At 41.2% G+C, this 24,324-nt stretch carries 19 protein-coding genes; 13 read left to right on the forward strand and 6 right to left on the reverse strand.

Annotated elements, in window-relative coordinates; genetic code table 11:
• Positions 1–39: 39 nt before the first annotated feature.
• Entirely contained in the window at positions 40–1,434 is a 1,395-nt protein-coding gene (fumC, locus tag LG003_RS15770; protein WP_262981133.1) for a class II fumarate hydratase, read from the reverse strand.
• A 295-nt stretch (positions 1,435–1,729) separates the two neighbouring features.
• Between fumC and manA the strand changes: the two genes are divergently transcribed.
• From manA to add, 3 genes are all read left to right on the forward strand, one after another.
• The gene (gene manA / locus LG003_RS15775) at positions 1,730–2,902 is read left to right on the forward strand and encodes a mannose-6-phosphate isomerase (RefSeq protein WP_112878203.1); all 1,173 of its coding nucleotides are present in this window, start codon (positions 1,730–1,732) and stop codon (positions 2,900–2,902) included.
• Positions 2,903–3,041: 139 nt separating this feature from the next.
• A complete protein-coding gene (locus LG003_RS15780) occupies positions 3,042–4,592 on the forward strand; it encodes a YdgA family protein (RefSeq protein ID WP_112878202.1) in 1,551 nt (516 codons plus the stop codon).
• Positions 4,593–4,669: 77 nt separating this feature from the next.
• Positions 4,670–5,671 carry an adenosine deaminase gene (gene add / locus LG003_RS15785; RefSeq protein ID WP_112878201.1) on the forward strand — a complete coding sequence of 334 codons (1,002 nt, stop codon included), beginning with the start codon at positions 4,670–4,672 and terminating at the stop codon, positions 5,669–5,671.
• Between the two features lie 46 nt (positions 5,672–5,717).
• Here add and LG003_RS15790 read toward each other — a convergent pair whose 3' ends face one another.
• The 5 genes from LG003_RS15790 to LG003_RS15810 form a co-directional block, all read right to left on the reverse strand.
• Positions 5,718–6,119, reverse strand: coding sequence for a type II toxin-antitoxin system VapC family toxin (locus LG003_RS15790; protein WP_112878200.1), 402 nt, complete (start codon positions 6,117–6,119; stop codon positions 5,718–5,720).
• Entirely contained in the window at positions 6,119–6,364 is a 246-nt protein-coding gene (locus tag LG003_RS15795; protein WP_112878199.1) for a type II toxin-antitoxin system Phd/YefM family antitoxin, read from the reverse strand. Before LG003_RS15795 ends, LG003_RS15790 begins: the two co-directional genes overlap by 1 nt.
• A gap of 286 nt (positions 6,365–6,650) precedes the next feature.
• On the reverse strand, positions 6,651–7,622 hold the full coding sequence (locus tag LG003_RS15800; RefSeq protein ID WP_112878198.1) for a bile acid:sodium symporter family protein: 972 nt from the start codon (positions 7,620–7,622) through the stop codon (positions 6,651–6,653).
• Positions 7,623–7,726: 104 nt separating this feature from the next.
• The gene (locus LG003_RS15805; RefSeq protein WP_112878197.1) at positions 7,727–8,374 is read right to left on the reverse strand and encodes a Qnr family pentapeptide repeat protein; all 648 of its coding nucleotides are present in this window, start codon (positions 8,372–8,374) and stop codon (positions 7,727–7,729) included.
• The gene (locus LG003_RS15810) at positions 8,371–9,408 is read right to left on the reverse strand and encodes an oxidoreductase (RefSeq protein ID WP_112878196.1); all 1,038 of its coding nucleotides are present in this window, start codon (positions 9,406–9,408) and stop codon (positions 8,371–8,373) included. Before LG003_RS15810 ends, LG003_RS15805 begins: the two co-directional genes overlap by 4 nt.
• Positions 9,409–9,591: 183 nt before the next feature.
• Between LG003_RS15810 and LG003_RS15815 the strand changes: the two genes are divergently transcribed.
• From LG003_RS15815 to LG003_RS15860, 10 genes are all read left to right on the forward strand, one after another.
• Entirely contained in the window at positions 9,592–10,032 is a 441-nt protein-coding gene (locus tag LG003_RS15815; protein WP_112878195.1) for a DUF2569 domain-containing protein, read from the forward strand.
• Positions 10,033–10,139: 107 nt separating this feature from the next.
• Positions 10,140–10,721, forward strand: coding sequence for an electron transport complex subunit RsxA (rsxA, locus tag LG003_RS15820; protein ID WP_011146612.1), 582 nt, complete (start codon positions 10,140–10,142; stop codon positions 10,719–10,721).
• Positions 10,721–11,353, forward strand: coding sequence for an electron transport complex subunit RsxB (rsxB, locus tag LG003_RS15825; protein WP_112878194.1), 633 nt, complete (start codon positions 10,721–10,723; stop codon positions 11,351–11,353). The genes rsxA and rsxB overlap by 1 nt, the downstream gene beginning before the upstream one ends.
• A complete protein-coding gene (rsxC, locus tag LG003_RS15830) occupies positions 11,346–13,682 on the forward strand; it encodes an electron transport complex subunit RsxC (RefSeq protein ID WP_262981134.1) in 2,337 nt (778 codons plus the stop codon). Before rsxB ends, rsxC begins: the two co-directional genes overlap by 8 nt.
• 12 nt (positions 13,683–13,694) lie before the next feature.
• Positions 13,695–14,774: an electron transport complex subunit RsxD gene (gene rsxD, locus LG003_RS15835; protein WP_112878192.1), complete on the forward strand. Its 1,080-nt coding sequence runs from the start codon at positions 13,695–13,697 to the stop codon at positions 14,772–14,774.
• A 9-nt stretch (positions 14,775–14,783) separates the two neighbouring features.
• A complete protein-coding gene (rsxG, locus tag LG003_RS15840; RefSeq protein WP_112878191.1) occupies positions 14,784–15,413 on the forward strand; it encodes an electron transport complex subunit RsxG in 630 nt (209 codons plus the stop codon).
• Positions 15,410–16,093 carry an electron transport complex subunit E gene (locus LG003_RS15845; protein WP_112878190.1) on the forward strand — a complete coding sequence of 228 codons (684 nt, stop codon included), beginning with the start codon at positions 15,410–15,412 and terminating at the stop codon, positions 16,091–16,093. The genes rsxG and LG003_RS15845 overlap by 4 nt, the downstream gene beginning before the upstream one ends.
• A 16-nt stretch (positions 16,094–16,109) precedes the next feature.
• Positions 16,110–16,748, forward strand: a complete 639-nt coding sequence (nth, locus tag LG003_RS15850; RefSeq protein WP_112878189.1) for an endonuclease III — start codon at positions 16,110–16,112, stop codon at positions 16,746–16,748.
• Positions 16,749–16,887: 139 nt separating this feature from the next.
• A complete protein-coding gene (locus LG003_RS15855) occupies positions 16,888–18,831 on the forward strand; it encodes an exoribonuclease II (protein ID WP_112878188.1) in 1,944 nt (647 codons plus the stop codon).
• 508 nt (positions 18,832–19,339) lie between these two features.
• A complete protein-coding gene (locus tag LG003_RS15860) occupies positions 19,340–24,256 on the forward strand; it encodes a type III secretion system effector protein (RefSeq protein WP_262981135.1) in 4,917 nt (1,638 codons plus the stop codon).
• Positions 24,257–24,324: the final 68 nt, after the last annotated feature.

Below are 24,324 nucleotides of genomic sequence, written 5' to 3' on the forward strand. Positions count from 1 at the left end.
GCACTCGTCTCCGGTCAGTTTTTCATGTCTAAACAACAATTACTTCAAGCTGCCAACCATATCTTCCGGACGAACCCACTCATCAAACTCTGCGTCTGTCAGATAACCCAGTTTCATCGCCGATTGTTTCAATGTCAGCCCTTCTTTATGGGCTTTCTTAGCAATTTCTGCGGCTTTGTCATAACCGATATGTGTATTCAGCGCTGTTACCAGCATCAGAGATTCATTCAGCAACTGAGTAATGCGATCACGGTTAGGTTCGATACCAACTGCACAATGTTCATTGAAACTACGCATACCATCCGCCAGCAAGCGAACAGATTGCAGGAAGTTATTAATCACCATTGGACGGAACACATTCAGCTCAAAGTTGCCAGATGCACCGCCAATATTAATAGCAACATCATTACCCATCACCTGAGCACAAAGCATTGTCACCGCTTCACACTGAGTTGGGTTAACTTTACCTGGCATGATTGAACTACCCGGTTCGTTTTCAGGAATTGAAATTTCGCCGATACCACAGCGAGGGCCGGAAGCCAACCAACGAACATCGTTTGCAATTTTCATCATGGATGCAGCCAGACCTTTTAATGCCCCATGAGAATGAACCAGCGCATCACAAGTCGCCAGTGCTTCAAATTTATTTGGTGCAGTAACAAACGGATGATTGGTCAATTCAGCCAATTTTTTAGCAACACGAACAGCATATTCAGGATGAGTATTTAAACCGGTGCCAACCGCAGTTCCCCCTAGCGCCAGTTCACAAACATGGGGAATACTGTCTTCAATGTGTTTCAGATTATGCATTAACATTGCAGCCCAACCAGAAATTTCCTGACCAAGGGTCAATGGCGTCGCATCTTGCAGGTGGGTACGACCAATTTTAACGATATCCTTATAAGCTTCAGCTTTATCAGCCAATGTTTTTTGTAATATTTTCAGCTCAGGAATAAGGTGTTCACGCAACGCGATAACAGCGGCAACATGCATTGCTGTTGGGAAAACGTCGTTAGAACTCTGACTTTTATTGACATCATCGTTAGGATGGATAAGGCGTTCATTCCCCCTCACCCCACCAAGGATCTCGCTACCACGGTTCGCCAACACTTCGTTCATGTTCATGTTACTTTGTGTTCCAGAACCGGTCTGCCAGATAGCAAGCGGAAATTCTGTCGGATGTTTACCTTCCAGCACTTCTTTCGCAGCAGCAATAATTGCTTCTCCACGTTCTTGCGGCAGAAGGCCTAAACCCATATTGACACCGGCCGCAGCCTGTTTGGTCAATGCCAGAGCATGAATTAATGCAACCGGCATTTTCTCCTGCGAAATGCGGAAATGCTCAAGTGAGCGTTGAGTTTGCGCTCCCCACAATTGGTCAGCAGGTACTTCGATAGGCCCCATTGAGTCTTTTTCAATGCGAGTGGCTGCCATTACTATCTCTCCTTAACACACAGAATAATCGAATATGCATATACCCGTCATCTTTCAAGTTGCCTCTTTGTTGGCTGCACTCGGTCACATAGTTACCTATGCTCCCAGGGATTCGCTCTCTTGCCGTCGCGATGCATCTTGAAATCAATAGGGTATAATCAGTCTTTGCAGATAAACTGATTAGCATTCTGTTATCATGCCACATATTAGTTCCTGATTATGCCAACCAAGTCGTATTTATCGTATTGTGGTAGAAAGGAAATAGATTGATTTTTTTAAAAAGAGAGTAACGGCCATGTTGAAGATGATAAATCAGATCCAGCGCTATTCATGGGGAAGCAAAACCGCCCTGATGGATATTTATGGTGTTGAAAATCCAGATAATCTGCCAATGGCTGAATTATGGATGGGTGCCCATCCTAAAAGCAGTTCACTTGTAGTCAATCCAGAAACGGGAAAACCCATTGCCTTAAATGAATTAATAGCCAGTGATCCGGAAAAATATCTGGGGAAAAAAGTTTCAGATAGATTTCACCGTTTGCCTTTCCTATTTAAGGTATTGTGCGCCGCTCAACCTCTTTCAATTCAGGTTCATCCTGATAAAAAATCCGCAGAAGAGGGGTTTGCCAAAGAAAATATCGCCGGTATTCCGTTGGATTCCCCGGAAAGAAATTACAAAGATGATAACCATAAGCCCGAATTGGTTTATGCCCTTACCCCTTTCCGGGCAATGAATGGGTTCCGTCCATTAAACGAAATCGCGCAATTACTGAAATTTATTACTGCGGCCCATCCCAAAATTCCGTTCTTTATTCAGACACCAAATGAACAGAATCTTGCCTGCTTATTTTCCCAATTACTGAATATGAGTGGTAAACAAAAGCAGTTAGCTCTTGGCGTATTGAAATCAGCATTGAATAGTCGGCTCGGAGAACCTTGGGATTCCATCAAAAAAATGACGGCATTTTACCCTGACGACAATGGCCTATTTATTCCACTTTTACTTAATGTCATCGAACTTGAACCTGGTCAAGCCATGTTTCTATGCGCCCGCACGCCTCACGCTTATCTGGAAGGCGTTGCTCTTGAAGTGATGGCAAACTCAGATAATGTCCTACGAGCGGGCTTAACCAACAAATATATTGATATTCCTGAGCTAATGGCAAACCTTGACTTTATTTCAAAACCAACAAACACCTTATTTATGCTACCAAGACAGGAAAAAACAGCTAAAAATTTCCATATTCCAGTGGATGATTTTGCATTTTCTATTTATTCTCTATCGGAACAGTCAATTACGCTTGATAACAATTCAGCATCGATTGTTTTTTGTGTTGAAGGTCAAACAGTTATACAATCTGGCGAACACCAATTGAGAATTTTCCCAGGTGAGTCAGTATTCATATCTGCTGCCGAAAAGGCTGTGATAATTCACGGTGATGGTTTTACCGCCCGGGTTTTTAATTAATAATACCAATCTGGGCCTAAAACTTATTCACAGGCGCTGTTAAGCACTACTTACACTCCAAGTTGTGTTAACGGCCATTTTTATACCAAGAGAATGCATATTACCTGCAAAATATGCATTAAAAGGATGGATTTGCATTATGAAAAAATCGTTAGTGGCAATAGGCATTATTGTTGCCTTGGGAGCAGCCTGGACTGGAGCTTCATGGTATACAGGTAAACAGATTGAACAACGTATAGATCAATCTATTTCCCGCGCCAATGCTGAGATGAAAAAAGCCTTCCCTGAAACAGGTCTGATGTTACAGAGTAAAGATTTCCACCGTGGCGTGTTCAGTTCTGATGTCCGTCTTGTTCTGACAGCTAAAGACGGCGTTAAAAACGCAGAAATCAAACCCGGTGAAGAGATTTCAATTAAATCGGTGATTGATCACGGGCCTTTCCCACTTGCACAAGTGAAAAAATTAACCTTAATTCCTAGTATGGCTTCCGTACATTCCGAGCTGGAAAATAATGAATCTTTAAAACCCCTGTTTGAAATCACTAAAGGAAAATCACTGTTCACTTCTGATTCACGTGTCAGTTATAGTGGTTCTGTTATTTCTGATGTTGATATCGTCCCTGTCGATTTTGAAAAAAATGGTGCTAAGTTCAATTTTTCCGGCGCCAAACTGACTTCCGATCTCAGCCGTGATCTGAAAGAGATATCACTGGCAATCAAGAGTGACCAGTTAGTCATCAATAAAAATGACGAAAATTTCCTTGTCAAAGGTATTGATTTAAACCTAGCTAACAAAAAAGGCAAATTTGATATCTATATTGGCGATCAAAGCATCAAAATTCAGGAAATCAGCCTAAAAGGCATCGGCAATGAAGATATGATGCTTTCCGGAGTTAAAATAGATTCAAATATCGGTGAAGATGAAACTAATCTGAAAGGAAAAATCACTTATAGTTTAGATGGTCTTAAACTGAAAAACATTGATTTTGGTTCTGGTAAGTTTGCAATTACTGCGGATCGTCTGGATGGTGAATCTGTCCGTAAGTTCACCCAAGCATATAATGATGCCACAGCTAAATCCCTCGCGTCTGGTGATCTCTCTTCCGATGCGGCAAACACAGCGATTATTGACGCGGTATTTTCTAACCTGCCTATTTTGCTGAAAAACAATCCACAATTTGGTATTGAGCCATTGACCTGGAAGAATACTAAAGGTGAAAGCACCATTAATTACCAAGTGGGTTTGAAGAGCTTGCCGAAAGATAAAAGTAGCTTGTCTTCAATGAAAACAGAAGAAGCTATTCGCACTTTAATTCAAAACATGTCTCTGAATGTTACATTACCAAAACCTATGATGATTGAGTTCGCTACTCAGTCGATGATAATGAATGGTGTGGATAAAGCAAAAGCTGAACATAATGCTGAACAACAGATAAAACAGTTTGAACAATTAGGACAGTTGTTTAAAATTACCACGGTTGATAAAGATGCTATCAGCATTAAATTCAACTATGTAGACGGTAATGTAGAAATGAATGGTAAGAAAATGCCCTTACATCAGTTCATGTCTGAATACAATTTATCCGACCCTTCTGATGATGAAGCACCAGAGCAAATAGTGCCAGAAGGCGACACCCCCCACGACAATGGAAAAGTGAAAGCAGAAGGTACTGTGAAACCTGTGCAATAAAACGCGCCCATAAACGTTTTGTTAAATTGCCAGTCAACGTATGTGACTGGCTTTTTTATATAAAAAAGGACTGGAATGTGATTGACATAAAACTCCCACTAACAGATTTACACCGCCATCTCGATGGAAATATCCGACCGGAGACTATCTTAGATCTTGCCAACCAGCATAATATTCAGCTTCCAGCAAATGATCTGGAATCACTACTCCCTCACGTACAAATTATTGAAAATGAACCAAGCTTAGTAAGTTTTTTGCAAAAACTTGATTGGGGTGTGGCAGTATTAGCTGATTTGGACGCTTGTCGTCGTGTTGCTATCGAAAATGTTGAAGATGCCATCAATACTGGGCTAGATTATGCTGAATTACGTTTTTCCCCTTATTACATGGCGATGAACCACAGATTGCCGGTTGAAGGGGTCGTTGAAGCGATTATTGATGGTATCCGTTCTGCCCGTCAAAATAACGATATCGACATCCGTCTTATCGGAATTTTAAGCAGAACTTTTGGTGAACAAGCCTGTACTGAGGAATTAGCTAGCCTGCTGGCTCACCAGCAACATATTACTGCATTGGATCTCGCGGGTGACGAGTTAGGTTTTCCCGGCCATCTTTTTCAATCTCATTTTACCAAAGCCCGTGATGCTGGATGGCATATAACCATTCATGCCGGCGAAGCCGCTGGTGCTGAAAGTATTTGGCAAGCAATTAGGGAATTAGGAGCTTCTCGTATTGGTCATGGGGTAAAAGCCATTACCGATCCCGTATTGATGGATTATTTGGTTGAAAACCGTATTGGTATTGAAGCCTGTTTAACCTCAAACCTTCAAACCAGCACCGTCAATTCTTTATTGGACCATCCACTGAAACGATTCCTGGAAAAAGGTATTCTTGCTTCCATTAATACCGATGATCCGGCCGTTGAAGGCATCGATATCCGCCACGAATATGAAGTTGCCGCACCTGCCGCGGGTTTATCTATTGCTCAAATTCGCCAGGCTCAGATAAATGGGCTGGAAACCGCTTTTATCAGTGATGCAGAAAAACAGGCATTACGTATGAAAGCAGCAAGTCGTTAAATATAAACAGTGCAGGAATGGAGATTCCATTCCTGACTTATTTTGGCTATTTATTAGGGATCACGGTTATATAATCACTGACACAATTTATCAGCTTACTATCACTTGTGATCAGTGGAATCTTGTTGTGCTTCGCCTGAGCGACAATTAACCGGTCAAACGGGTCTTTATGTAGTTTTTCAGGTAAATCGCTCACAACAAGCGTATGCTCGCTTTTTATGGGGATTTCTATCAAACCAGCCTCAAACAACCCATCCCTGAACTGTTTGGGATCTACGGAAAAATCAGGCTTGTTGAGACTATTTTTGATGACCACTTCCCATACTGACGCCGCACTAAAACAAAGAGTTTTGTCGGTATCTTCAAGTATATCAACAATATCTGCTTTCAATTTTTCCGGTTCATATGCCATGAACAGCAGGATATTGGTATCTAACAACAAATCCATTAGGAGTATTTTCCTTCAAACATATCAATAACTTCGGTGCTGTTCATATCGTCAAAATTGGCGGGGACGCTACCTTTGCCTTTGAGAAAACCAAGCTTGCGCTTAGGTTTATCTTCTCTGTATGCGATGACTTTAACCAATGCATGACCATTCTTGGCGATCACTACGGGCTCACCGGTGCGAGCGACTTCCTGGATAATTCTGGACAGGTTAGTTTTCGCGTCGTAGATGTTAACCTTTTCCATAAAATGACCTCTTGTTGTACATACTTTAAGCATAGTTATTTTTATTGGTCTAGTCAATTTAGTTAGACTAATGGTTTGCTTACAACTTGCTAATTACTCAATTTAAAGGATATATCCCATGACCGTATATCATTACGGATTGCCTCAGAAGAAAAATCGCTGTTAGTGCCTACAATATAGGTTTATTGTTAAATGATTTTTTATATACCCTAGTCGCCTCAATTCGTCATATTAACTATCTTTTTGGATAATTGAATCATTCCCTACCATAGATTTATATCTATTTTTATTTTAACCCCTTGGCATAACGTTGCGCCAATACTGCACACACCATCAACTGAATTTGATGAAAAATCATCAACGGCAACAACATTACACCAACCGTCGTAGCGGGGAATAAAACATTTGCCATTGGCACGCCATTAGCCAGACTCTTTTTCGAACCACAAAAAACAATCGTAATTTCGTCTTCTTTATTAAAACCTAACCAACGGGCAATATAAGTATTAATAACCAACACAACCGCCAATAAAACACAGCAAACCACCCCAATCATCAGTAGCGAATAACCATCAATTTTATGCCAGATACCTTCTACCACCGCCTCACTAAAAGCCACATAAACCACTAAAAGAATCGATGACCGGTCAGTCATATTAACCAGTTTTTTATGTTTTTCTACCCAACGGGCAATCAATGGCCGCGACAAATGCCCAATAATAAAAGGAACCATCAATTGAAGAATTATGGATTTTATTGCTTCCAGCGTATCGGGGCTGCCTTCGCCTTGTGTATGGATCATCAACCCGACTAATATTGGCGATAAAAACACGCCCAGAATACTGGACGCCGAAGCACTGCAAATGGCAGCGGCAACATTACCACCAGCAACAGAGGTAAAAGCAATAGCTGACTGAACCGTAGCCGGTAATGCACAAAGATAAAGGAATCCCCAATAAATCGTTGATGTCATGATTTCGGGTACTAGCAAATTCAACCCTAATCCGATAATTGGGAATAAGACAAAAGTACTGAGAAAAACAACTAAATGAAGCCGCCAATGTCCCATGCCGGCAATAATGGCCTGACGGGATAATTTAGCTCCATGCATAAAAAACAGCAAAGCAATAGCAGCCGTCGTTAGCCGTTGAAGCCAGACTTTAATTTCTCCCTCGCAAGGCAAGAATGTCGCAATAACGACTACCGTCACTAATATCATCAAAAAAGGATCTATTCTTATCTTTTGCCACCAAGTCATTAGTTATTTTCCTTGCTTTGCAAATAGTTAGCCCGGTTTACCAAGCTAACTACTAAGAATTAAATAGCTGAAAATAGACAAATCTTAAGAAATTCTGCGGGAGTTTATTCCATCACCACGATACCAAGCCGTTCCATCAGCTCCGACGCTTGATAGGTATCGATTTTCACGCCCTCCAGATTAATGCTACGAATGTCGAGTTCACCCAGCATTGAGTTAGTTAGATTACAGTGTGTAAAATTTGCTGCACGCCAATCAAAAGCGGCAAATTCACCACCAGAAAGATCGGAGCCACTGAAATTTGCACCAAGAATATTCGCACCGTTCCAACGGTTTTCCCATAACTCACACTTTTCAAGAATAACCTTAGAAAAGTTGGCATAGCTCAAGTTACTTTTGGTTATGTACGCACGACAAAACCAGACACGAGAACTAATCATATTCACAAAACTGGTTCCACGAAAATCTGAACCTTGAGCCCTACATTCCCTGATCTCTATACCAAGGGCGTTAGCATTCCTGAAATTAACCATTGACAGATCACAGCTTTTAAAGCTGGCGTCCTTTAGCACAGCATGGCTGAAGTTACACCCCATCTGACTTTCCTGGTCATAAAACTGACAACCGATAAACTGCGTTTCGCTCAGATCGGCCCCTGAAAAATCGCAGTTAAGGAATTTACTGTTTTCAATTACCTTTCCAGTAAACTGGTTACGTCCAATCTTCTCATCACACAGTATTAACGTTTTCATATAATGACTGTTCGTTGTTGTTTTGCCGACTGAATACCGGCTTCAATTAATTTCATAATTTGAATGGCTTCACTTGCCGTGACTGGATTAGGTTTACCTAGCGTAATCGCATCACGGATAGCAGCATAATAAGCAGAATAATTACCAGGCAAAGTCGGCACATGTTCAGTCACTAACTCCTCTCCACTTAACAGTGTCATAACACCGTCACGAATATCATATCCCCAATCGGCATGCAGTGGCCTTTCCCCCGCTTTCAATCGCTCTTCCTGAGGATCAAGACCATATTTTACGTAACTACCTTCCATACCATGCAACGTATAAACAGCAGATTCAGCCGCCGCCACAGTTGTTGCATGAAGAACTACTTTGATATCCGGGTAATTCAGCAATACATGAAAATAATCCACCGCTTCCGCTTGTGGGCGAATCATTCCCAAATCAGCCGTAATAGATTGCGGTTTACCAAACAGTTGAACCGCTTGATCGAGTAAGTGAGGGCCTAAATCATACCAAATGCCACTTCCTTGCCCTGCCGCTTCACGCCATCTTTGACGTATAACCGGACGATAACGATCAAAATGGGATGCGAAATATTTTAATTTACCCAAACGATTCTCTTTAATTAACGACTTTATCGTCAAAAAACCGGAATCCCAACGGCGGTTATGAAATACAGAAAGTAATAAATTCGCTTTTTCTGCCTGCTCTTTTAAAGATTCAGCTTGTTCAACTGTGATAGTAAACGGTTTATCCACCACAACATGCTTACCCGCTGCCAATGCCTTCTGTGCTAGAGGATAATGCGTATCATTAGGTGTCGGAATAACGATTAAGTCAATGTCGGGATCATTAAAAAGATCCTCAGTGCGGGATATCACCGGGATATTTGGCCAATCTGATTTCACTTTCTCAGCATCACTACTGGAAATAGCGGCCAATTTAACACCAGCAGTGCCAGCAATTAATGGTGCATGAAACGTTTTACTCGCATAACCATACCCCACCAGCCCAACCTTTAACAGTTCACGCATAACAGCCTCTCAAACTCATTAATAATATGCAGCAATTCAGCATCCGTAAAAAATATCATCGGTGATGACCGCTGCGCAAATTATCTCTGAATCTACCCTTGAAGATCTTTCAATCAATCTATTTCCTAAGTTATCAGAATCGCCTATTATTCTTTTTTCATATAGCTTCAAGTGGAATGATTTATGTATCAAACCAATGATTACCATCGAATTAATGGTTGGATTCTGGCTCCGGCGGCTTATCTGATTATGACCTTTCTCAGCGCCAGTATAATGCTCGCCTTATATATTGTGGCATTTTTTAGTCAAAACAATGCATTGAGTGCCGGGAATAATCACTTTACTTTAATGTGGTTTCTTTCTGTTGCCATTACTGCGGTAATGTGGTGTTACACCCTATGGGTATTGAAACTGCTTTTCATTCGATCAAAAAGATTTCCCCAAATTTTTATTATTTGGCTTATTGTTACCGTATTAATTGCATTGAAAACTTTCGCTTTCTCCCCTATTCCTGATCAAATAGCTTTGCGTGCATTAGCATGGCCACTATTGGCAACTGCTATTTTTGTCCCCTACATTAAACGCTCTCATCGAGTCAAAATGACTTTCACACAAGATCGATAACCTCAACTTTCTTTGGTTGTTATCATTAACAATAGATTGCCCCTGGTAAAACGAGGGCATACTTATAATTTAATAAAAAGTCAACAAACTCATTTTCAGGCACAGCAATGACTGACTATTTTCTTTTATTTGTTGGAACCGTATTGGTTAACAATTTCGTCTTGGTGAAATTCCTCGGTTTATGCCCTTTCATGGGCGTATCTAAAAAACTGGAAACTGCCATCGGGATGGGGTTTGCGACAACATTTGTTATGACACTAGCCTCTGTATGTTCATGGCTGGTGAATACCTTTATTTTATTACCACTGGACTTAATCTATTTGCGTACTCTGAGCTTTATTCTTGTCATTGCAGTCGTGGTGCAATTCACAGAGCTTGTTGTACGCAAAACCAGCCCGACGTTATACCGGTTATTGGGTATTTTCTTGCCGTTGATTACGACTAACTGTGCTGTACTGGGTGTGGCGCTGCTGAATATCAATCAATCACACGATTTTTTACAATCCGCTATCTATGGTTTCGGTGCTGCCGCCGGTTTCTCTCTTGTTATGGTATTGTTTGCCGCTATTCGCGAACGTCTGGCTGTTGCTGATGTACCCGCCCCTTTCAAGGGGTCATCTATTGGTCTTATTACTGCGGGTTTAATGTCCTTGGCTTTTATGGGCTTTAGTGGTTTGGTGAAATTCTGATGACATCGTTATGGATTGCTATTGGTGCACTCAGTGCGCTAGGGTTAATTTTTGGGTTAATCCTAGGGTTTGCTGCCCGCCGTTTTCAGGTGGAAGAGGACCCCATTGTTGAAAACATTGATGATATTCTGCCGCAAAGCCAGTGTGGACAATGCGGTTACCCAGGCTGTCGCCCTTATGCTGAAGCCGTAGCGAATAATGGCGAGATGATTAACAAATGTGCACCGGGTGGTGAGCAAGTCATGCTGAAAATTTCAGAGCTGCTCGGTATCGATCCTCAACCATTAGATGGTGATGCAAACATACAAAACCCTGCACGCAAAGTCGCCTTTATTGATGAAGAAAATTGCATTGGTTGCACTAAATGTATTCAGGCATGTCCTGTAGACGCTATCGTCGGTGCTACACGCGCCATGCATACCATTGTTGAAGATTTATGTACCGGTTGTGACCTGTGCGTTGCTCCTTGTCCAACAGACTGTATTACGATGATCCCTGTAGCAACAACCACTTCCAACTGGAAATGGGATTTAAAAGCTATTCCAGTTAGAAATATTCCTGTTCAGCCACCTCTCGCCACTTCCATTAAAAGTACCCCGGTCAAAAATATTGAGGCTGAACACCATGTTTAATTTATTTAATTTGCTCAATAAGAATAAAATCTGGGATTTCGCCGGTGGTATTCATCCACCTGAAATGAAGCTGCAATCCAGCCAGACCCCTTTACGCATTGCGCCACTACCGGAAGAGTTAATCATCCCATTGCAACAACATTTGGGTACGGAAGGCGAGTTGCTGGTTAAAGTGGGTGATGAAGTGCTTAAAGGCCAACCTTTGACATTTGGCACTGGTCGTACTGTACCGGTGCATGCATCGACTTCCGGCACAATCATTGCCATTGAACCGTGTATTACAGCGCACCCATCCGGGTTGAAAGAGTTATGCGTTCGTTTGTGCCCTGATGGGAAAGATCAATGGGGTGAACGCATTCAAGCACCGGATTATCAATCACTGGATACAGATACGATTCTTGACCGAATCCATCGGGCCGGTATCGCAGGTTTAGGTGGAGCCGGCTTTCCTACCGCAGCCAAACTACAAAGCGGCCGTCATGGTCTTAAGACACTGATCATTAATGCCGCAGAATGCGAGCCTTATATCACCGCGGATGACCGCCTGATGCAGGAACATGCCGGCGAACTTATTGAGGGCATTCGTATTCTGGAACATCTGCTTAAACCGGAGCAGATCCTGATTGGTATCGAAGATAATAAACCAGCAGCAATAAAAGAACTCAAAACCGTTCTAAAGGGCGATAAATCGATTATCGTCCGGGTTATCCCAACCAAATATCCTTCTGGCGGTGCCAAACAACTGACCAAGATACTGACCGGTAAAGAAGTCCCCTCCGGTGGCCGTTCCTCTACTATCGGTGTACTGATGCAGAACGTAGGTACAGTGGTTGCAATCAAACGTGCCATTATTGATGGAGAACCTTTGATTGAGCGCATCGTCACAATTACTGGCGAAGCCATCACCTCGCCGGGTAACTTTTGGGCGCGGCTCGGTACTCCGGTACAATTTCTTCTCCAGTTAGCCGGCTTTGCACCACAATCAGAACAGATGGTCATTATGGGTGGGCCCTTAATGGGATTTACGCTACCTGACCTCAACGTGCCCATCGTTAAGATCAGTAACTGTATTCTGGCTCCATCCCATCAGGAAATGGATTCAAATACAACGGAAGAAGCTTGTATCCGTTGTGGATTATGTGTGGAAGCCTGCCCTGCCCGTTTATTGCCACAACAGCTCTATTGGTTCAGTCGGGGACAAGAGCACGAAAAAGCCAGAGATCACAATCTGTTCGACTGTATTGAATGCGGCGCCTGTGCTTATGTCTGCCCAAGCAATATTCCTCTAGTGCAATATTATCGCCAAGAGAAAGCCGAAATTCGGGCCTTGGATCAGGAAAACCGCCGTTCAACCGAAGCCAAAATTCGTTTCGAAGCTAAGCAGGCGCGCATGGAACGAGAAAAACTGGCCCGAGAGGAAAGGCACAAAAAATCGACCGTCCAAATTGATAATAAAGATAAGAGCGCTGTACAAGATGCGCTTTCCCGCGTGAAGGAAAAACAGGCTAACGCGGGTAAAATTGTTGCTATAGAACCGGGGCAAATACCTGATAATGCCGCAGTAATAGCTGCTCGTCAGGCAAGAAAAGAGCAGCTTCGCGCTCGTCAAGCGGAAAAACAGGCGGTGGAAAATATTAGTATTGCTCCATCTGAACCACCAAGTGCAGAAGATCCACGCAAAGCCGCATTAGCAGCAGCAATTGCCAGAGCTAAAGCGAAAAAAGCAGCTCAAAATCAAGAAGTAACACCATCACCAGAAGCGAGAGAACCAGAAACTACCGCTAGTGAAAAACAAGATCTTCATAAAGATGCGGTCGCTGCCGCTATTGCCCGTGTCAAAGCCAAGAAAGCTCAGACTCAACAATTAGCTGAAACTCAAGCAGAACCACCGCCAGCGGAAGAAACTGATCCGCGTAAAGCTGCCGCCGCGGCTGCCATTGCTCGTGTTAAAGCCAAGAAAGTCCAAACACAGCAATTAGCTGAAACTCAAGCAGAACCACCGCCAGCGGAAGAAACTGAGCCACGTAAAGCTGCCGTCGCCGCTGCCATTGCTCGTGTTAAAGCCAAGAAAGTCCAAACACAGCAATTAGCTGAAACTCAAGCAGAGCCACCGTCAGCGGAAGAAACCGAGCCACGTAAAGCTGCCGTCGCCGCTGCCATTGCTCGTGTCAAAGCCAAGAAAGTCCAAACACAGCAATTAACTGAAACTCAGGCAGAAACACCGTCAGCGGAAGAAACCGATCCACGTAAAGCTGCCGTCGCCGCCGCTATTGCCAGGGTTAAGGCCAAAAAAGACGCTCAGGAACAACAGAAAATTTCAATAGAATAGTGATTGTTATAAATGAAATTCAGACCCGTTCAAATTGACAATAAAAAACTAAAAGTCGCAAGTTCGCCTTTTACACACGATCAGCAAAGTACCAGCCGCATTATGCTGTGGGTTGTGCTGGCAGCGATCCCCGGTATTGCAGTACAAACTTACTTCTTTAGTTACGGTACCTTGTTCCAGCTCCTGCTTGCAGTGATTACCGCCCTACTTGCAGAATCATTTGCCCTATCTTTGCGTAAACAGGCAATTATGCCTCGTTTGCAGGATAATTCTGCATTACTGACAGGTTTACTTTTAGGGATCAGCCTTCCACCACTGGCTCCTTGGTGGCTGATTGTATTGGGAACTGCCTTTGCGGTAATTATTGCCAAACACTTATACGGTGGCCTTGGTCAAAACCCATTCAATCCGGCAATGGTCGGTTATGTCGTACTGCTAATATCATTCCCAGTGCAAATGACCAGCTGGTTGCCTCCTATGGATTTACTGGCAACACAAATCACACCGCTAGACAGTCTGATGGTGATCTTCAGCGGTCATACTCCCGATGGCACAACATTACAGCAGTTGCAACAAGGTTTCGATGGAATTAGCCAGGCTACACCGCTGGATAGTTTCAAAACCGGTTTATTGACTCACAATATTGATGACGTTCTTCGCCAACCTATATTGCAAGGATCTCTGGCTGGCATTGGCTGGCAATGGGTCAACATTGCTTATCTTGTTGGTGGGTTGATTCTGCTGAACAGAAAAGTGATAACCTGGCAAATTCCTGTGGCATTTATCCTGGTATTAGGCTTATGCGCACTCATTAGCTGGTTGATTGATCCATCTCATTATTCGCCACCATTATTACAACTGTTTTCCGGTGCAACCATGCTAGGTGCATTCTTTATTGCAACCGATCCCGTCAGTGCTTCCACGACACCCAAAGGTCGTTTGGTTTTTGGTGCCATGATCGGCTTATTAGTCTGGGTTATCCGTGTTTATGGTGGTTATCCTGATGCCATAGCATTTGCGGTCTTATTGGCGAATATCACCGTGCCACTCATTGATCATTACACCCAACCCCGCGTTTACGGGCATAAATAAGGAGCCGTTATGTTAGAAACCATGCGACGTCACGGCATCACACTAGCCATTTTTGCTGCAATTACCACCGGGTTGACGGCTGTCGTGAATTCACTCACCAAAAGTACTATCGCAGAACAAGCCGCACTACAGCACAAGTCGCTGCTTGATCAGGTTATTCCGCCTGCCCTATACGACAATGATATACAAAACGAGTGTTATCTAGTCAATGCGGATGCTCTGGGCAATAACTTGCCTCATCGTCTCTATCTAGCCCGTAAAAATAGTCAACCCGTAGCGGCAGCGTTAGAAAGTACTGCACCGGATGGTTATTCCGGTGCTATTCAATTACTGGTTGGCGCAGATTTCTCGGGAAAAGTACTTGGTGTACGGGTTACAGAACATCATGAAACCCCAGGACTAGGGGATAAAATTGAAACCCGGATTTCAAACTGGATTAATGTATTCTCAGGGAAAACCATCACATCAAATCATGACCAGCACTGGGCAGTGAAAAAAGATGGCGGTGAATTTGATCAATTTACCGGCGCCACTATTACCCCACGCGCCGTGGTAAACTCAGTCAAACGAACCACACTTTATTTACAAACTATACCTAAACATCTCTCTTCTCTAGAATCCTGTGGAGAAAAATCATGAGTGAAACCAAAAAATTATTTATCCAAGGGCTATGGAAAAACAATTCCGCTTTAGTACAACTGCTAGGATTGTGCCCACTGTTAGCCGTATCTTCCACTGCAACCAATGCGCTCGGCTTAGGGCTGGCAACGACACTGGTTCTAGTCTGTACCAACATTGCGGTTTCCAGCTTGCGTCGTTGGGTACCCAATGAGATCCGTATTCCAATTTATGTTATGATCATCGCCTCGGTTGTAAGTGCTGTCCAGATGTTGATTAACGCCTACGCTTTTGGTCTGTATGAATCATTGGGGATTTTCATTCCACTGATTGTGACTAACTGTATTGTTATCGGCCGTGCTGAAGCCTATGCAGCGAAAAATCCAATTATGCCCTCTGCGATTGATGGCTTAGCAATGGGATTAGGAGCCACTTTTGCCCTGTTTGTTCTTGGTGCTATTAGAGAAATTCTCGGCAATGGAACCCTATTTGATGGCGCTGATTTACTGCTGGGTAATTGGGCTAAAGTATTACGAATAGAAATCGTTCATATGGATTCCCCTTTCCTGTTAGCGATCTTACCACCCGGCGCTTTTATCGGTTTGGGATTAATGCTGGCAGCGAAATATCTTATTGACGAAAAAATGAAAACTAGGGCAATAAAAGAAAAAAGCCGTGCAATAACCATGTTACCAGAATAGGACAGTTCCATTTGATATGAACAAGCAGAAACGTATCGACATTTTAACGCGTTTACGGGATAACAACCCAAAGCCAACAACTGAATTAGTTTTCACAACACCATTTGAGTTACTTATTTCAGTACTGCTTTCAGCGCAAGCAACAGATGTGAGCGTTAATAAAGCCACAGCGAAACTCTATTCGGTTGCTAATACCCCCAAGGCAATACTTGACCTTGGTGTAGATGGGCTGAAAGAGTATATAAAAACTATCGGTCTGTATAACACCAAAGCGGAAAATACAATTAAAACCTGCCAGATATTACTGGAAAAACATGCTGGCGAGGTTCCCGAAGATCGTGCTGCATTGGAGGCATTGCCAGGTGTTGGCCGCAAAACAGCCAATGTGGTATTAAACACCGCTTTCGGCTGGCCGACTATTGCAGTCGATACCCATATTTTTCGCGTTTGTAATCGTACTCAATTCGCGCCCGGTAAAAATGTCAATGAAGTCGAAAATAAATTACTACAAGTTGTCCCGGCTGAATTTAAAGTTGATTGTCATCATTGGCTTATTTTACACGGTCGTTATACCTGCATAGCCCGTAAACCTCGTTGTGGTTCCTGTATTATTGAAGATCTATGTGAATTTAAAGAAAAAATTTACCCTGAGTAACTATTGTAATTTTCATTGCAATTTCCATACTGTTTTACGCTATTTTGCAGATGTTGCTTGCTCGACATCATCAATTCGCGTAAAACTGTTATTCTAAAAAACTATCTGATAATAACCCTCAACTTTCTCCGCGGATATTATGTTTCAAAACAACCCGCTGCTTGCACAGCTAAAACAGCAACTTCATTCCCAAACACTTCGAGTAGAAGGTTTGGTCAAAGGTACCGAAAAAGGATTCGGATTCTTAGAAGTCGATGGGCAAAAAAGTTATTTTATTCCTCCCCCACACATGAAAAAAGTTATGCATGGCGATCGAGTGACTGCCGCTATTCATACTGATAAAGAAAGAGAGATCGCCGAGCCAGAAACATTGGTCGAACCATTTCTAAGTCGCTTCGTTGGCCGTGTCCAGAAAAAAGAAAATGATAACCGTTTATGGATCATTCCTGATCACCCACTGCTAAAAGATGCTATCCCTTGCCGGCCGACCAATCAGGTCACTCATCCATTTCAACATGGTGATTGGGCTGTCGCTGAAATGCGTCATCATCCATTGAAAGGCAGCCGTGGTTTTCATGCAGAAATTACCGGCTATATCACTGAAGGCGACAATCACTACGCCCCTTGGTGGGTAACACTCACTCGCCATAACCTGGAACGTGATGCTCCCGCTATGGCTACCGATTGCCAGATGAACGATGGCGATCTTGAGCGCATTGACTTAACGTCGCTGGATTTTGTCACTATTGACAGTGCAACCACGGAAGATATGGACGATGCTTTGCATATTGCTAAGCAAGATGACGGTAGCCTGAAACTCAGCATCGCCATTGCTGATCCAACAGCTTATATTGCGGCTGACAGCGAACTGGATCAAATCGCCCATCAACGTGCTTTCACTAACTACCTGCCGGGTTTTAATATCCCCATGTTGCCACGCGACCTGTCAGAGAATTTATGCTCTCTGCGCCCTAACGCTCGTCGTCCGGCATTGGTTTGTCAAGTTTCTATTCTGGAAGATGGTCAACTGAGTGATGATATTGCGTTTTTCTCTACCTGGGTTGAATCAAAAGCTAAATTAGTTTACGACGAAGTTTCTGACTGGCTGGAAGAAACCGGGACTTGGGAACCTGCTTCCGAAGCGATTAAGGCTCAAATCACGCTCCTGAAGGAAATGAGTGATCGCCGTAACCAATGGCGCCACCAAAATGCGCTTATTTTCAAAGATCGTCCTGATTATCGCTTCATCCTCGATGATAATGGTTACGTACTGGATATCGTAGTAGAACAACGCCGCACAGCTAACCGTATTGTTGAAGAAGCCATGATCACTTCTAACCTGTGCGCCGCAAAAATACTACGCGATAAGTTAGGTTTTGGTATTTACAATGTCCATATGGGTTTTGAGCCACTGCAAATTGAACAAGTGGTTGAATTACTGAAAGAAAATGGTGTCGATGCTAACACAGAAGAATTGTTAACCTTAAACGGCTTCTGCAAATTACGCCGTGAATTGGATAAACAGCCAACACAATTCCTTGATAGTCGCATTCGTCGTTTCCAGACTTTCGCAGAAATTAGACCTGAACCCGGCCCTCATTTTGGTCTCGGTTTTGATGCTTACGCCACCTGGACGTCACCGATCCGTAAATACAGCGACATGATTAACCACCGTTTACTGAAAGCGATTATTCAAAAAACGGATGTGAAACAACCCTCAGAAGAAACCTGTTTACAACTGGCTGAACGTCGCAGACTGAATCGTATGGCTGAACGAGATGTAGGGGATTGGCTGTATGCCCGCTTCCTGCAACCACACGCAGGAACAGAACAACGATTTACCGCAGAAGTCATTGATATCACCCGTGGTGGTTTACGTGTCCGACTGGTCGATAACGGTGCAGTGGCCTTTATACCGGCACCATTCCTACATGCCGTGCGTGATGAGCTGCAATGTAGCCAAGAGACCGGTACAGTGATTATCAAAGGTGAAGTCGCTTACCAATTGAACGATATTCTTGATGTTCGTATTGATGAAGTCAGAATGGAAACGCGTAATATTGTCGCCCGCCCTACGGCCTGATTTCCCTTAATTGAACCCTTTCTGAGTCAAACTACAGTTTAATCGCTGTAGTTTGTTCTAACCTTACATCTCGTTCTGTTCGATACGAGGTGTCACTATATTGAACCATTATCATTATCCCCTCACAGTGATAACATTTCCCTTTCCACTTCTTTACAAATATTTACTATTTCTACTGTTTACTACTCGCTATAGAGTGTTTTTAATAAATACCCCGTATTAACCACAGAGACCTTATCAGCCCACTCCTCAACGGATACATTGTCTTATATTTAACCATATTATAAAAAACTATAAATAAATATTTATATATAGTTATACTAATTAATAATTTTACAATGTTATTAATTGGTATTTGATATTAACTGATATTAACTATAATTACCCTGCCTTACGATTGTGACTTTAAAATCAAAAAATAATATTTTTATATGAGCAATCATTTCTATAAATCAGATGGATACGGTAGCTATATAGCTAAATAAATTTAATCAACTTGGAGGGTTATATGTCACATTTTGAATATGATGTAGAAAATAAAAACGATGCCTATCAATCAAAAGAAAATGAATATACCGTGGTCAATGGAGAGTATTTTAAATATAATACGAAAAATTATAAAAATAGTGACAATATTTTTACTTACCTATTAAAAGGCAATCAAGACTATCCAACTTGGATAACCTCTGATATTAAAAAAGTGAGTCTATATATCATAGAAAATTTATTTTCTTATAATAAATACTCAACTAAATTACAACAAACTTTAAAACAAGCTGTGAACGCCGTTTTCAATGAATATTCCGAAATAAAATACTCTGAGTTACTGCATAACATTAACAATATATTCAACCTTTTTTTCATAAAAAATTATGATAGTTCTGATATCGATACAGCAATCAATATTTTAATATCAAAAATAGAAATTCATGAAAAATTAGCAAGCATAAATAAAAATAAAGTCAATTCAGATCAAACTAAAGCCGATATATGGCAGGAACTGGGTATCAATGCGGAAGAACCTTTACTAAAAATATATCGTCAGGCATTCTCTACCGGAGAAATCGATGATGAGGTCTATTCAGATGTATTGCTAACTTTTATGTCAGATGGCAATGTAACGTTAAGTGATAAAGAAAAATCAGATTATAACCAACGAATCAAAGATAAAGAAGATCTTTTCAAATCCTATAAAAAAGGCATTGAAAAGGTGAATAGTTTAATTTCTGCTAATAATATTAATCCAGGCATTCCGATTACTCATCCAGAAACAAACCAAAGTATCAGCATTGGAGATGACATACTATTAGCTCTACTAGCCAAAGAAGAGGTAGCATTAAAAAAACAACATCGTACCGAGTATAGTCAGAAAGATATTTTTGAACTGCAAACTCTACAAGCTGCTAAGTATCATTTATTAGTCTTATCTTCATTAGGTGCCCTATTATATCAGATTGCCCCTAAAATCGGAAAAATGACTCAAGGTCATGGTGATTATCGCGATATCATTTTTGCCCAAGATCAGGCTGAATTATTATTTAAAAAACATAATATTCACTATGATACTGATCATGTTCTTTCTCAAGAATCAAAACATATTGAAATGGAAGGCTGTATTATTTTAACAGCCGCAATCATTTATCGAATGAGAAAAGAGAATTCCAATGAGGAACAAGCATTTAAGTATTCTACATTAGAAACAATAAAATTATTTGAAAATGACAAGCAAAAACTTAATCCTTTCAATAAAAGCAACGTAAAGCCAGCAGGATATTTTTCTTTTATTGATTTCAAAAAGAGAGATAAATTTGATTCACAATATAATTTTAATGAGCAATTTAATGTTTATAAAAACAAATACAGTCATTATGAATCCATTTCACTCAGTAAGTTAATACTTTCATCTCCGGCTGCGCAATTAACTGCCGAAGAAATTGTTAATCCACCAGAAGAAGCCTTTCTCTATTCAGTCGAACACGGCATGGGAAATGTCGCCATGATAAAAATGTATCAGGGTAATTGGTTGGTTGTCTCAACAATACAAGGAGGAGTGAAAGCAAAAAAATATTCCCAACAACAAGTTGATAGCCAACCCACCTTACGTGCTATGTCTAGACCCAATGCACTATTTTTAATTGAGCAAAAAATAGAGATAGGTATGGGGATATTAATGGCAAATAGAATGGTTCGTACAGGAAAAAGACTTTTCCCGATTGGCTATGTACGGGCCAAAACCTTGAGTGGTTTCTCAGAAACAAACAGATATAAATATTCTTACGACGCATTTTGGAATGATTATTACGGTATAACTTCAGGAATGAATGTCGGAATTAGCTTCACAGGTTCACCTAAATTTAATTTTCATAAAGAAGAGAACTTACTTTCTGTTACCACAACAATAATACAGCAAGGCTTAAACGATATTGCAATAAAAAGTAAACAGGCGCTGGATATTACCTCTGGTTGGCATATCGCGGCAACCATTCTTATTCCTTTCTATAATGTTATCTATAAAGCAACAACCGATAGTGAATATAAATTAACTGGAGAGGATATTGGCTCCATTGTCTTTGATACAGCAAATGTGCTGTTAGTTGTTGCTACCCTAGGTATGTCATTGACTGAATCAATGGCCGCAAAAGTCACACAGACCACATTGCGCCTCAGACAAGCCGGTCTAACCGGAAGAGCTTTAATTACAGCGGTTATCAGAACATTACCAGAGCATGGCGTAATCACTTTGCGTCAATCTTCTCGCATTCTGCTCGGCGGATTAATTGATTTAATCGAGCCTTTACCGATTAGATCAACACTGACCTTAACTTACCGAGGAGTTGTAAGCGCAGTAGGTGTGATAAAAAATAGCATTAAACTTGAGAAAAGTTTCGCCGATATTTTTAGCAAAAGTACCAGAGGGATTGGTAAACTTAAAAATGAATGGAAAGTCAGCAATATTTCACTCGACGAAATGGTCCCTCATGCAAATGAGGGAATATATAAAGGGGTCTATTCAATACACCCTGCTAATGTGGAAACAGCAATTAAACAGAACTACTATATAAAGGAATCTGGTGCTAATTATCAAGTCAAATGGGATGAAGCAAACCACACCTGGCGAGTAGCCAACCCGGCTTATCCAGAACAATTTAGTTACTGGCCTGCGGTGAAATTAGATAAAAATGGCCATTGGATTACTCATACCGATGTATCTAATAAATTTCTTATCCTGGAGCAGAGTAAAAAAATAGATCAGGAACTTGAAGCAGCACGCAGTAATATTAATAATGATAAAATATTGGATGCATTTATTCATATCAATACCGCATTCAAAGATCATGAAAAGTATGATATCGATAAACTATCAGATATTACTGACACATTAACCCATTTCTTGGAGAAATCCCTAAAACTTGGAAATAAACAAGCCCTACTCAACACAGAGATAGTGAATATCCAACAAGCCTGGATACGTGAAGTCACCTTACCATTACAAAACAATCCATTACCAAAAAACCTCAGTATTTCGGCTGAAAAAATTAATGCCATCAAAACCGAACTGCCTTATCTATTGAGAGAAATCTATCCTGTTGGAAATCAATTACCTAATGCATCAGCAATCAATAAAATTGCCCTAGCTATTGAAGAAATACCTAGCACACCGATGCCAAAATACTCTTCGGGTAATATCCCAAAAACTATACAATACACATCCATAGAGAGTAACCGTGTAGATATTCCTCCTGTCGGGATCACAATAACAGGTAATGATCTATTTATTAATCAAGTCACTCACGTACTAGATGAAATAAGTGAAATCCCTTCCGGAAATATCGTTATTCAGGAATTGGAAAAACAGGGTATAAATATACAACCTCCAATGATGAGTGCCATTGTACGCGAAAAAGATGGTCAATTTTATGCCCGTAATAGCGCCGGTAGCAGTATTGCCTTTGATCCAGAGAATCACCTGATTGGCACAGAAGAAAAACTTGTCGAGGAGCCCTGGCGTTCCCGTGAACCTGCTATCGCTTTATATCATGAGATGCTACATATCTATTATAATCGTTACCCAACATGGTTTACCTCTATCGATAATAAAATAATTGATCAAAAAGTCAGTGGCGGTTTTTCTTTACTGGAAGAATCACGCATTGTGGGAACAAAATATTACTCCAATGATAAAAATACGTTATTTGATTTCAGTAATTCCGACTATTTATTAGAAAACAATTCTGCCTTATTGACTGAAAATAGATTCAGAACAGAATATGCCATATTCAAAGGTGAAAGCGAGTATGTTATTCAACCTTATTATGGTAAAGGCGATAGTCAAATTCCATTGACAGACATCAAAATAAACATAAATGAATCACATCGCAATGTCATGGGTGTGGGTAGTGGAAAACCTGAAAAAATGCCCGGTGAATCAGCTACTGATTACCGTAATAGAGTGAAGGAATGGCGAAAAGAGAATAAAAAACCAGGGATGGATATAGATATTGGATCAGCTGATATTAGAAAAAGAAAAGCACAATTCAGAATTGGACTTTTACAAAAAGAATATCCTCAACTTGAACCACAAAAAATTGAGCTTGGCGGTGCATTCGAATTATGGACAGTACCTAATGAACCAGCGAATAGATTAATGCTGAGTTCACATGGATATTTTTTCTCTGATAGTGCAACGACGCAAGTCCCCGCGGGAAAAACGATTCAATTTCTTGGTCCTCACGGTCAGACATTATTGGAATCACCGGAAAATCTATTGAATTCTCCCTTTGATGTTACATTAGGTAATAGCGGCTTAACTGTACAACCTTATGCAACAATTAAAGCAGGCAACACAGCAAGTCTGGCTAATGTAAGAATAGGTGATAAAACGTTTACCATGAACGATATTCAGAATATGGCTACTAATGATATTGAAAATTATCGGCTAGCCACTGGAGTAGAAGCCAATACAGTTAATCATAGCAGGGTAAGAAATTACGGTATCAAATATTATGAGAAAATGCCTGATGAGGAAGTGAAGGCGGCAGTATGGAAAAATAGAACAGACAGTACGAATATCAATAAATATGACGCACTGTTAGTCAGCCCGGAAGCGGGGAATCGTAAAAAATTGTCCGATATTTTTACGCTGCTGAAAACCGATGAAAGGATGGCAAAATATGATGAAATAACCTTTGTTGCCTGTCGTGAAGAATTAAACAGAATAAATATGAAATCAGTACATGATACCGGTCTTGGCGGTGGTTATGAACCCAAACTACAAGCAACGGTGATTCTTTCACGCTCTAAACGATCGGCGACTCTCACGCCGGATGGAGCAATTATTTATTCTATTATTGCAGTAAATCTACATCATAATCTCATAACAGAAAAAATTATCGGCATAGCACCTTTCTTATTGATAGATAATTAAAAGGTTTTTGTATTACTTGAAACACTAAATTAAGGCGAGAAATGTTTTCTCGCCTTATTTATTTTAAA

Origin of the sequence: Photorhabdus kleinii (genome assembly GCF_025384885.1) — a bacterium.
Lineage (GTDB): Bacteria > Pseudomonadota > Gammaproteobacteria > Enterobacterales > Enterobacteriaceae > Photorhabdus > Photorhabdus kayaii.

Excerpts from the sequence above, each read along its gene's own strand:
- LG003_RS15805 (WP_112878197.1), bottom strand. The coding sequence starts at position 8,374 with ATGAAAACGTTAATACTGTGTGATGAGAAGATTGGACGTAACCAGTTT.
- rsxC (WP_262981134.1), top strand. The coding sequence starts at position 11,346 with ATGTTTAATTTATTTAATTTGCTCAATAAGAATAAAATCTGGGATTTC.
- LG003_RS15780 (WP_112878202.1), top strand. The coding sequence starts at position 3,042 with ATGAAAAAATCGTTAGTGGCAATAGGCATTATTGTTGCCTTGGGAGCA.
- LG003_RS15795 (WP_112878199.1), bottom strand. The coding sequence starts at position 6,364 with ATGGAAAAGGTTAACATCTACGACGCGAAAACTAACCTGTCCAGAATT.
- rsxB (WP_112878194.1), top strand. The coding sequence starts at position 10,721 with ATGACATCGTTATGGATTGCTATTGGTGCACTCAGTGCGCTAGGGTTA.
- LG003_RS15815 (WP_112878195.1), top strand. The coding sequence starts at position 9,592 with ATGTATCAAACCAATGATTACCATCGAATTAATGGTTGGATTCTGGCT.
- LG003_RS15860 (WP_262981135.1), top strand. The coding sequence starts at position 19,340 with ATGTCACATTTTGAATATGATGTAGAAAATAAAAACGATGCCTATCAA.
- LG003_RS15800 (WP_112878198.1), bottom strand. The coding sequence starts at position 7,622 with ATGACTTGGTGGCAAAAGATAAGAATAGATCCTTTTTTGATGATATTA.
- rsxG (WP_112878191.1), top strand. The coding sequence starts at position 14,784 with ATGTTAGAAACCATGCGACGTCACGGCATCACACTAGCCATTTTTGCT.
- rsxA (WP_011146612.1), top strand. The coding sequence starts at position 10,140 with ATGACTGACTATTTTCTTTTATTTGTTGGAACCGTATTGGTTAACAAT.
- rsxD (WP_112878192.1), top strand. The coding sequence starts at position 13,695 with ATGAAATTCAGACCCGTTCAAATTGACAATAAAAAACTAAAAGTCGCA.
- LG003_RS15845 (WP_112878190.1), top strand. The coding sequence starts at position 15,410 with ATGAGTGAAACCAAAAAATTATTTATCCAAGGGCTATGGAAAAACAAT.
- nth (WP_112878189.1), top strand. The coding sequence starts at position 16,110 with ATGAACAAGCAGAAACGTATCGACATTTTAACGCGTTTACGGGATAAC.
- manA (WP_112878203.1), top strand. The coding sequence starts at position 1,730 with ATGTTGAAGATGATAAATCAGATCCAGCGCTATTCATGGGGAAGCAAA.
- fumC (WP_262981133.1), bottom strand. The coding sequence starts at position 1,434 with ATGGCAGCCACTCGCATTGAAAAAGACTCAATGGGGCCTATCGAAGTA.
- LG003_RS15790 (WP_112878200.1), bottom strand. The coding sequence starts at position 6,119 with ATGGATTTGTTGTTAGATACCAATATCCTGCTGTTCATGGCATATGAA.
- LG003_RS15855 (WP_112878188.1), top strand. The coding sequence starts at position 16,888 with ATGTTTCAAAACAACCCGCTGCTTGCACAGCTAAAACAGCAACTTCAT.
- LG003_RS15810 (WP_112878196.1), bottom strand. The coding sequence starts at position 9,408 with ATGCGTGAACTGTTAAAGGTTGGGCTGGTGGGGTATGGTTATGCGAGT.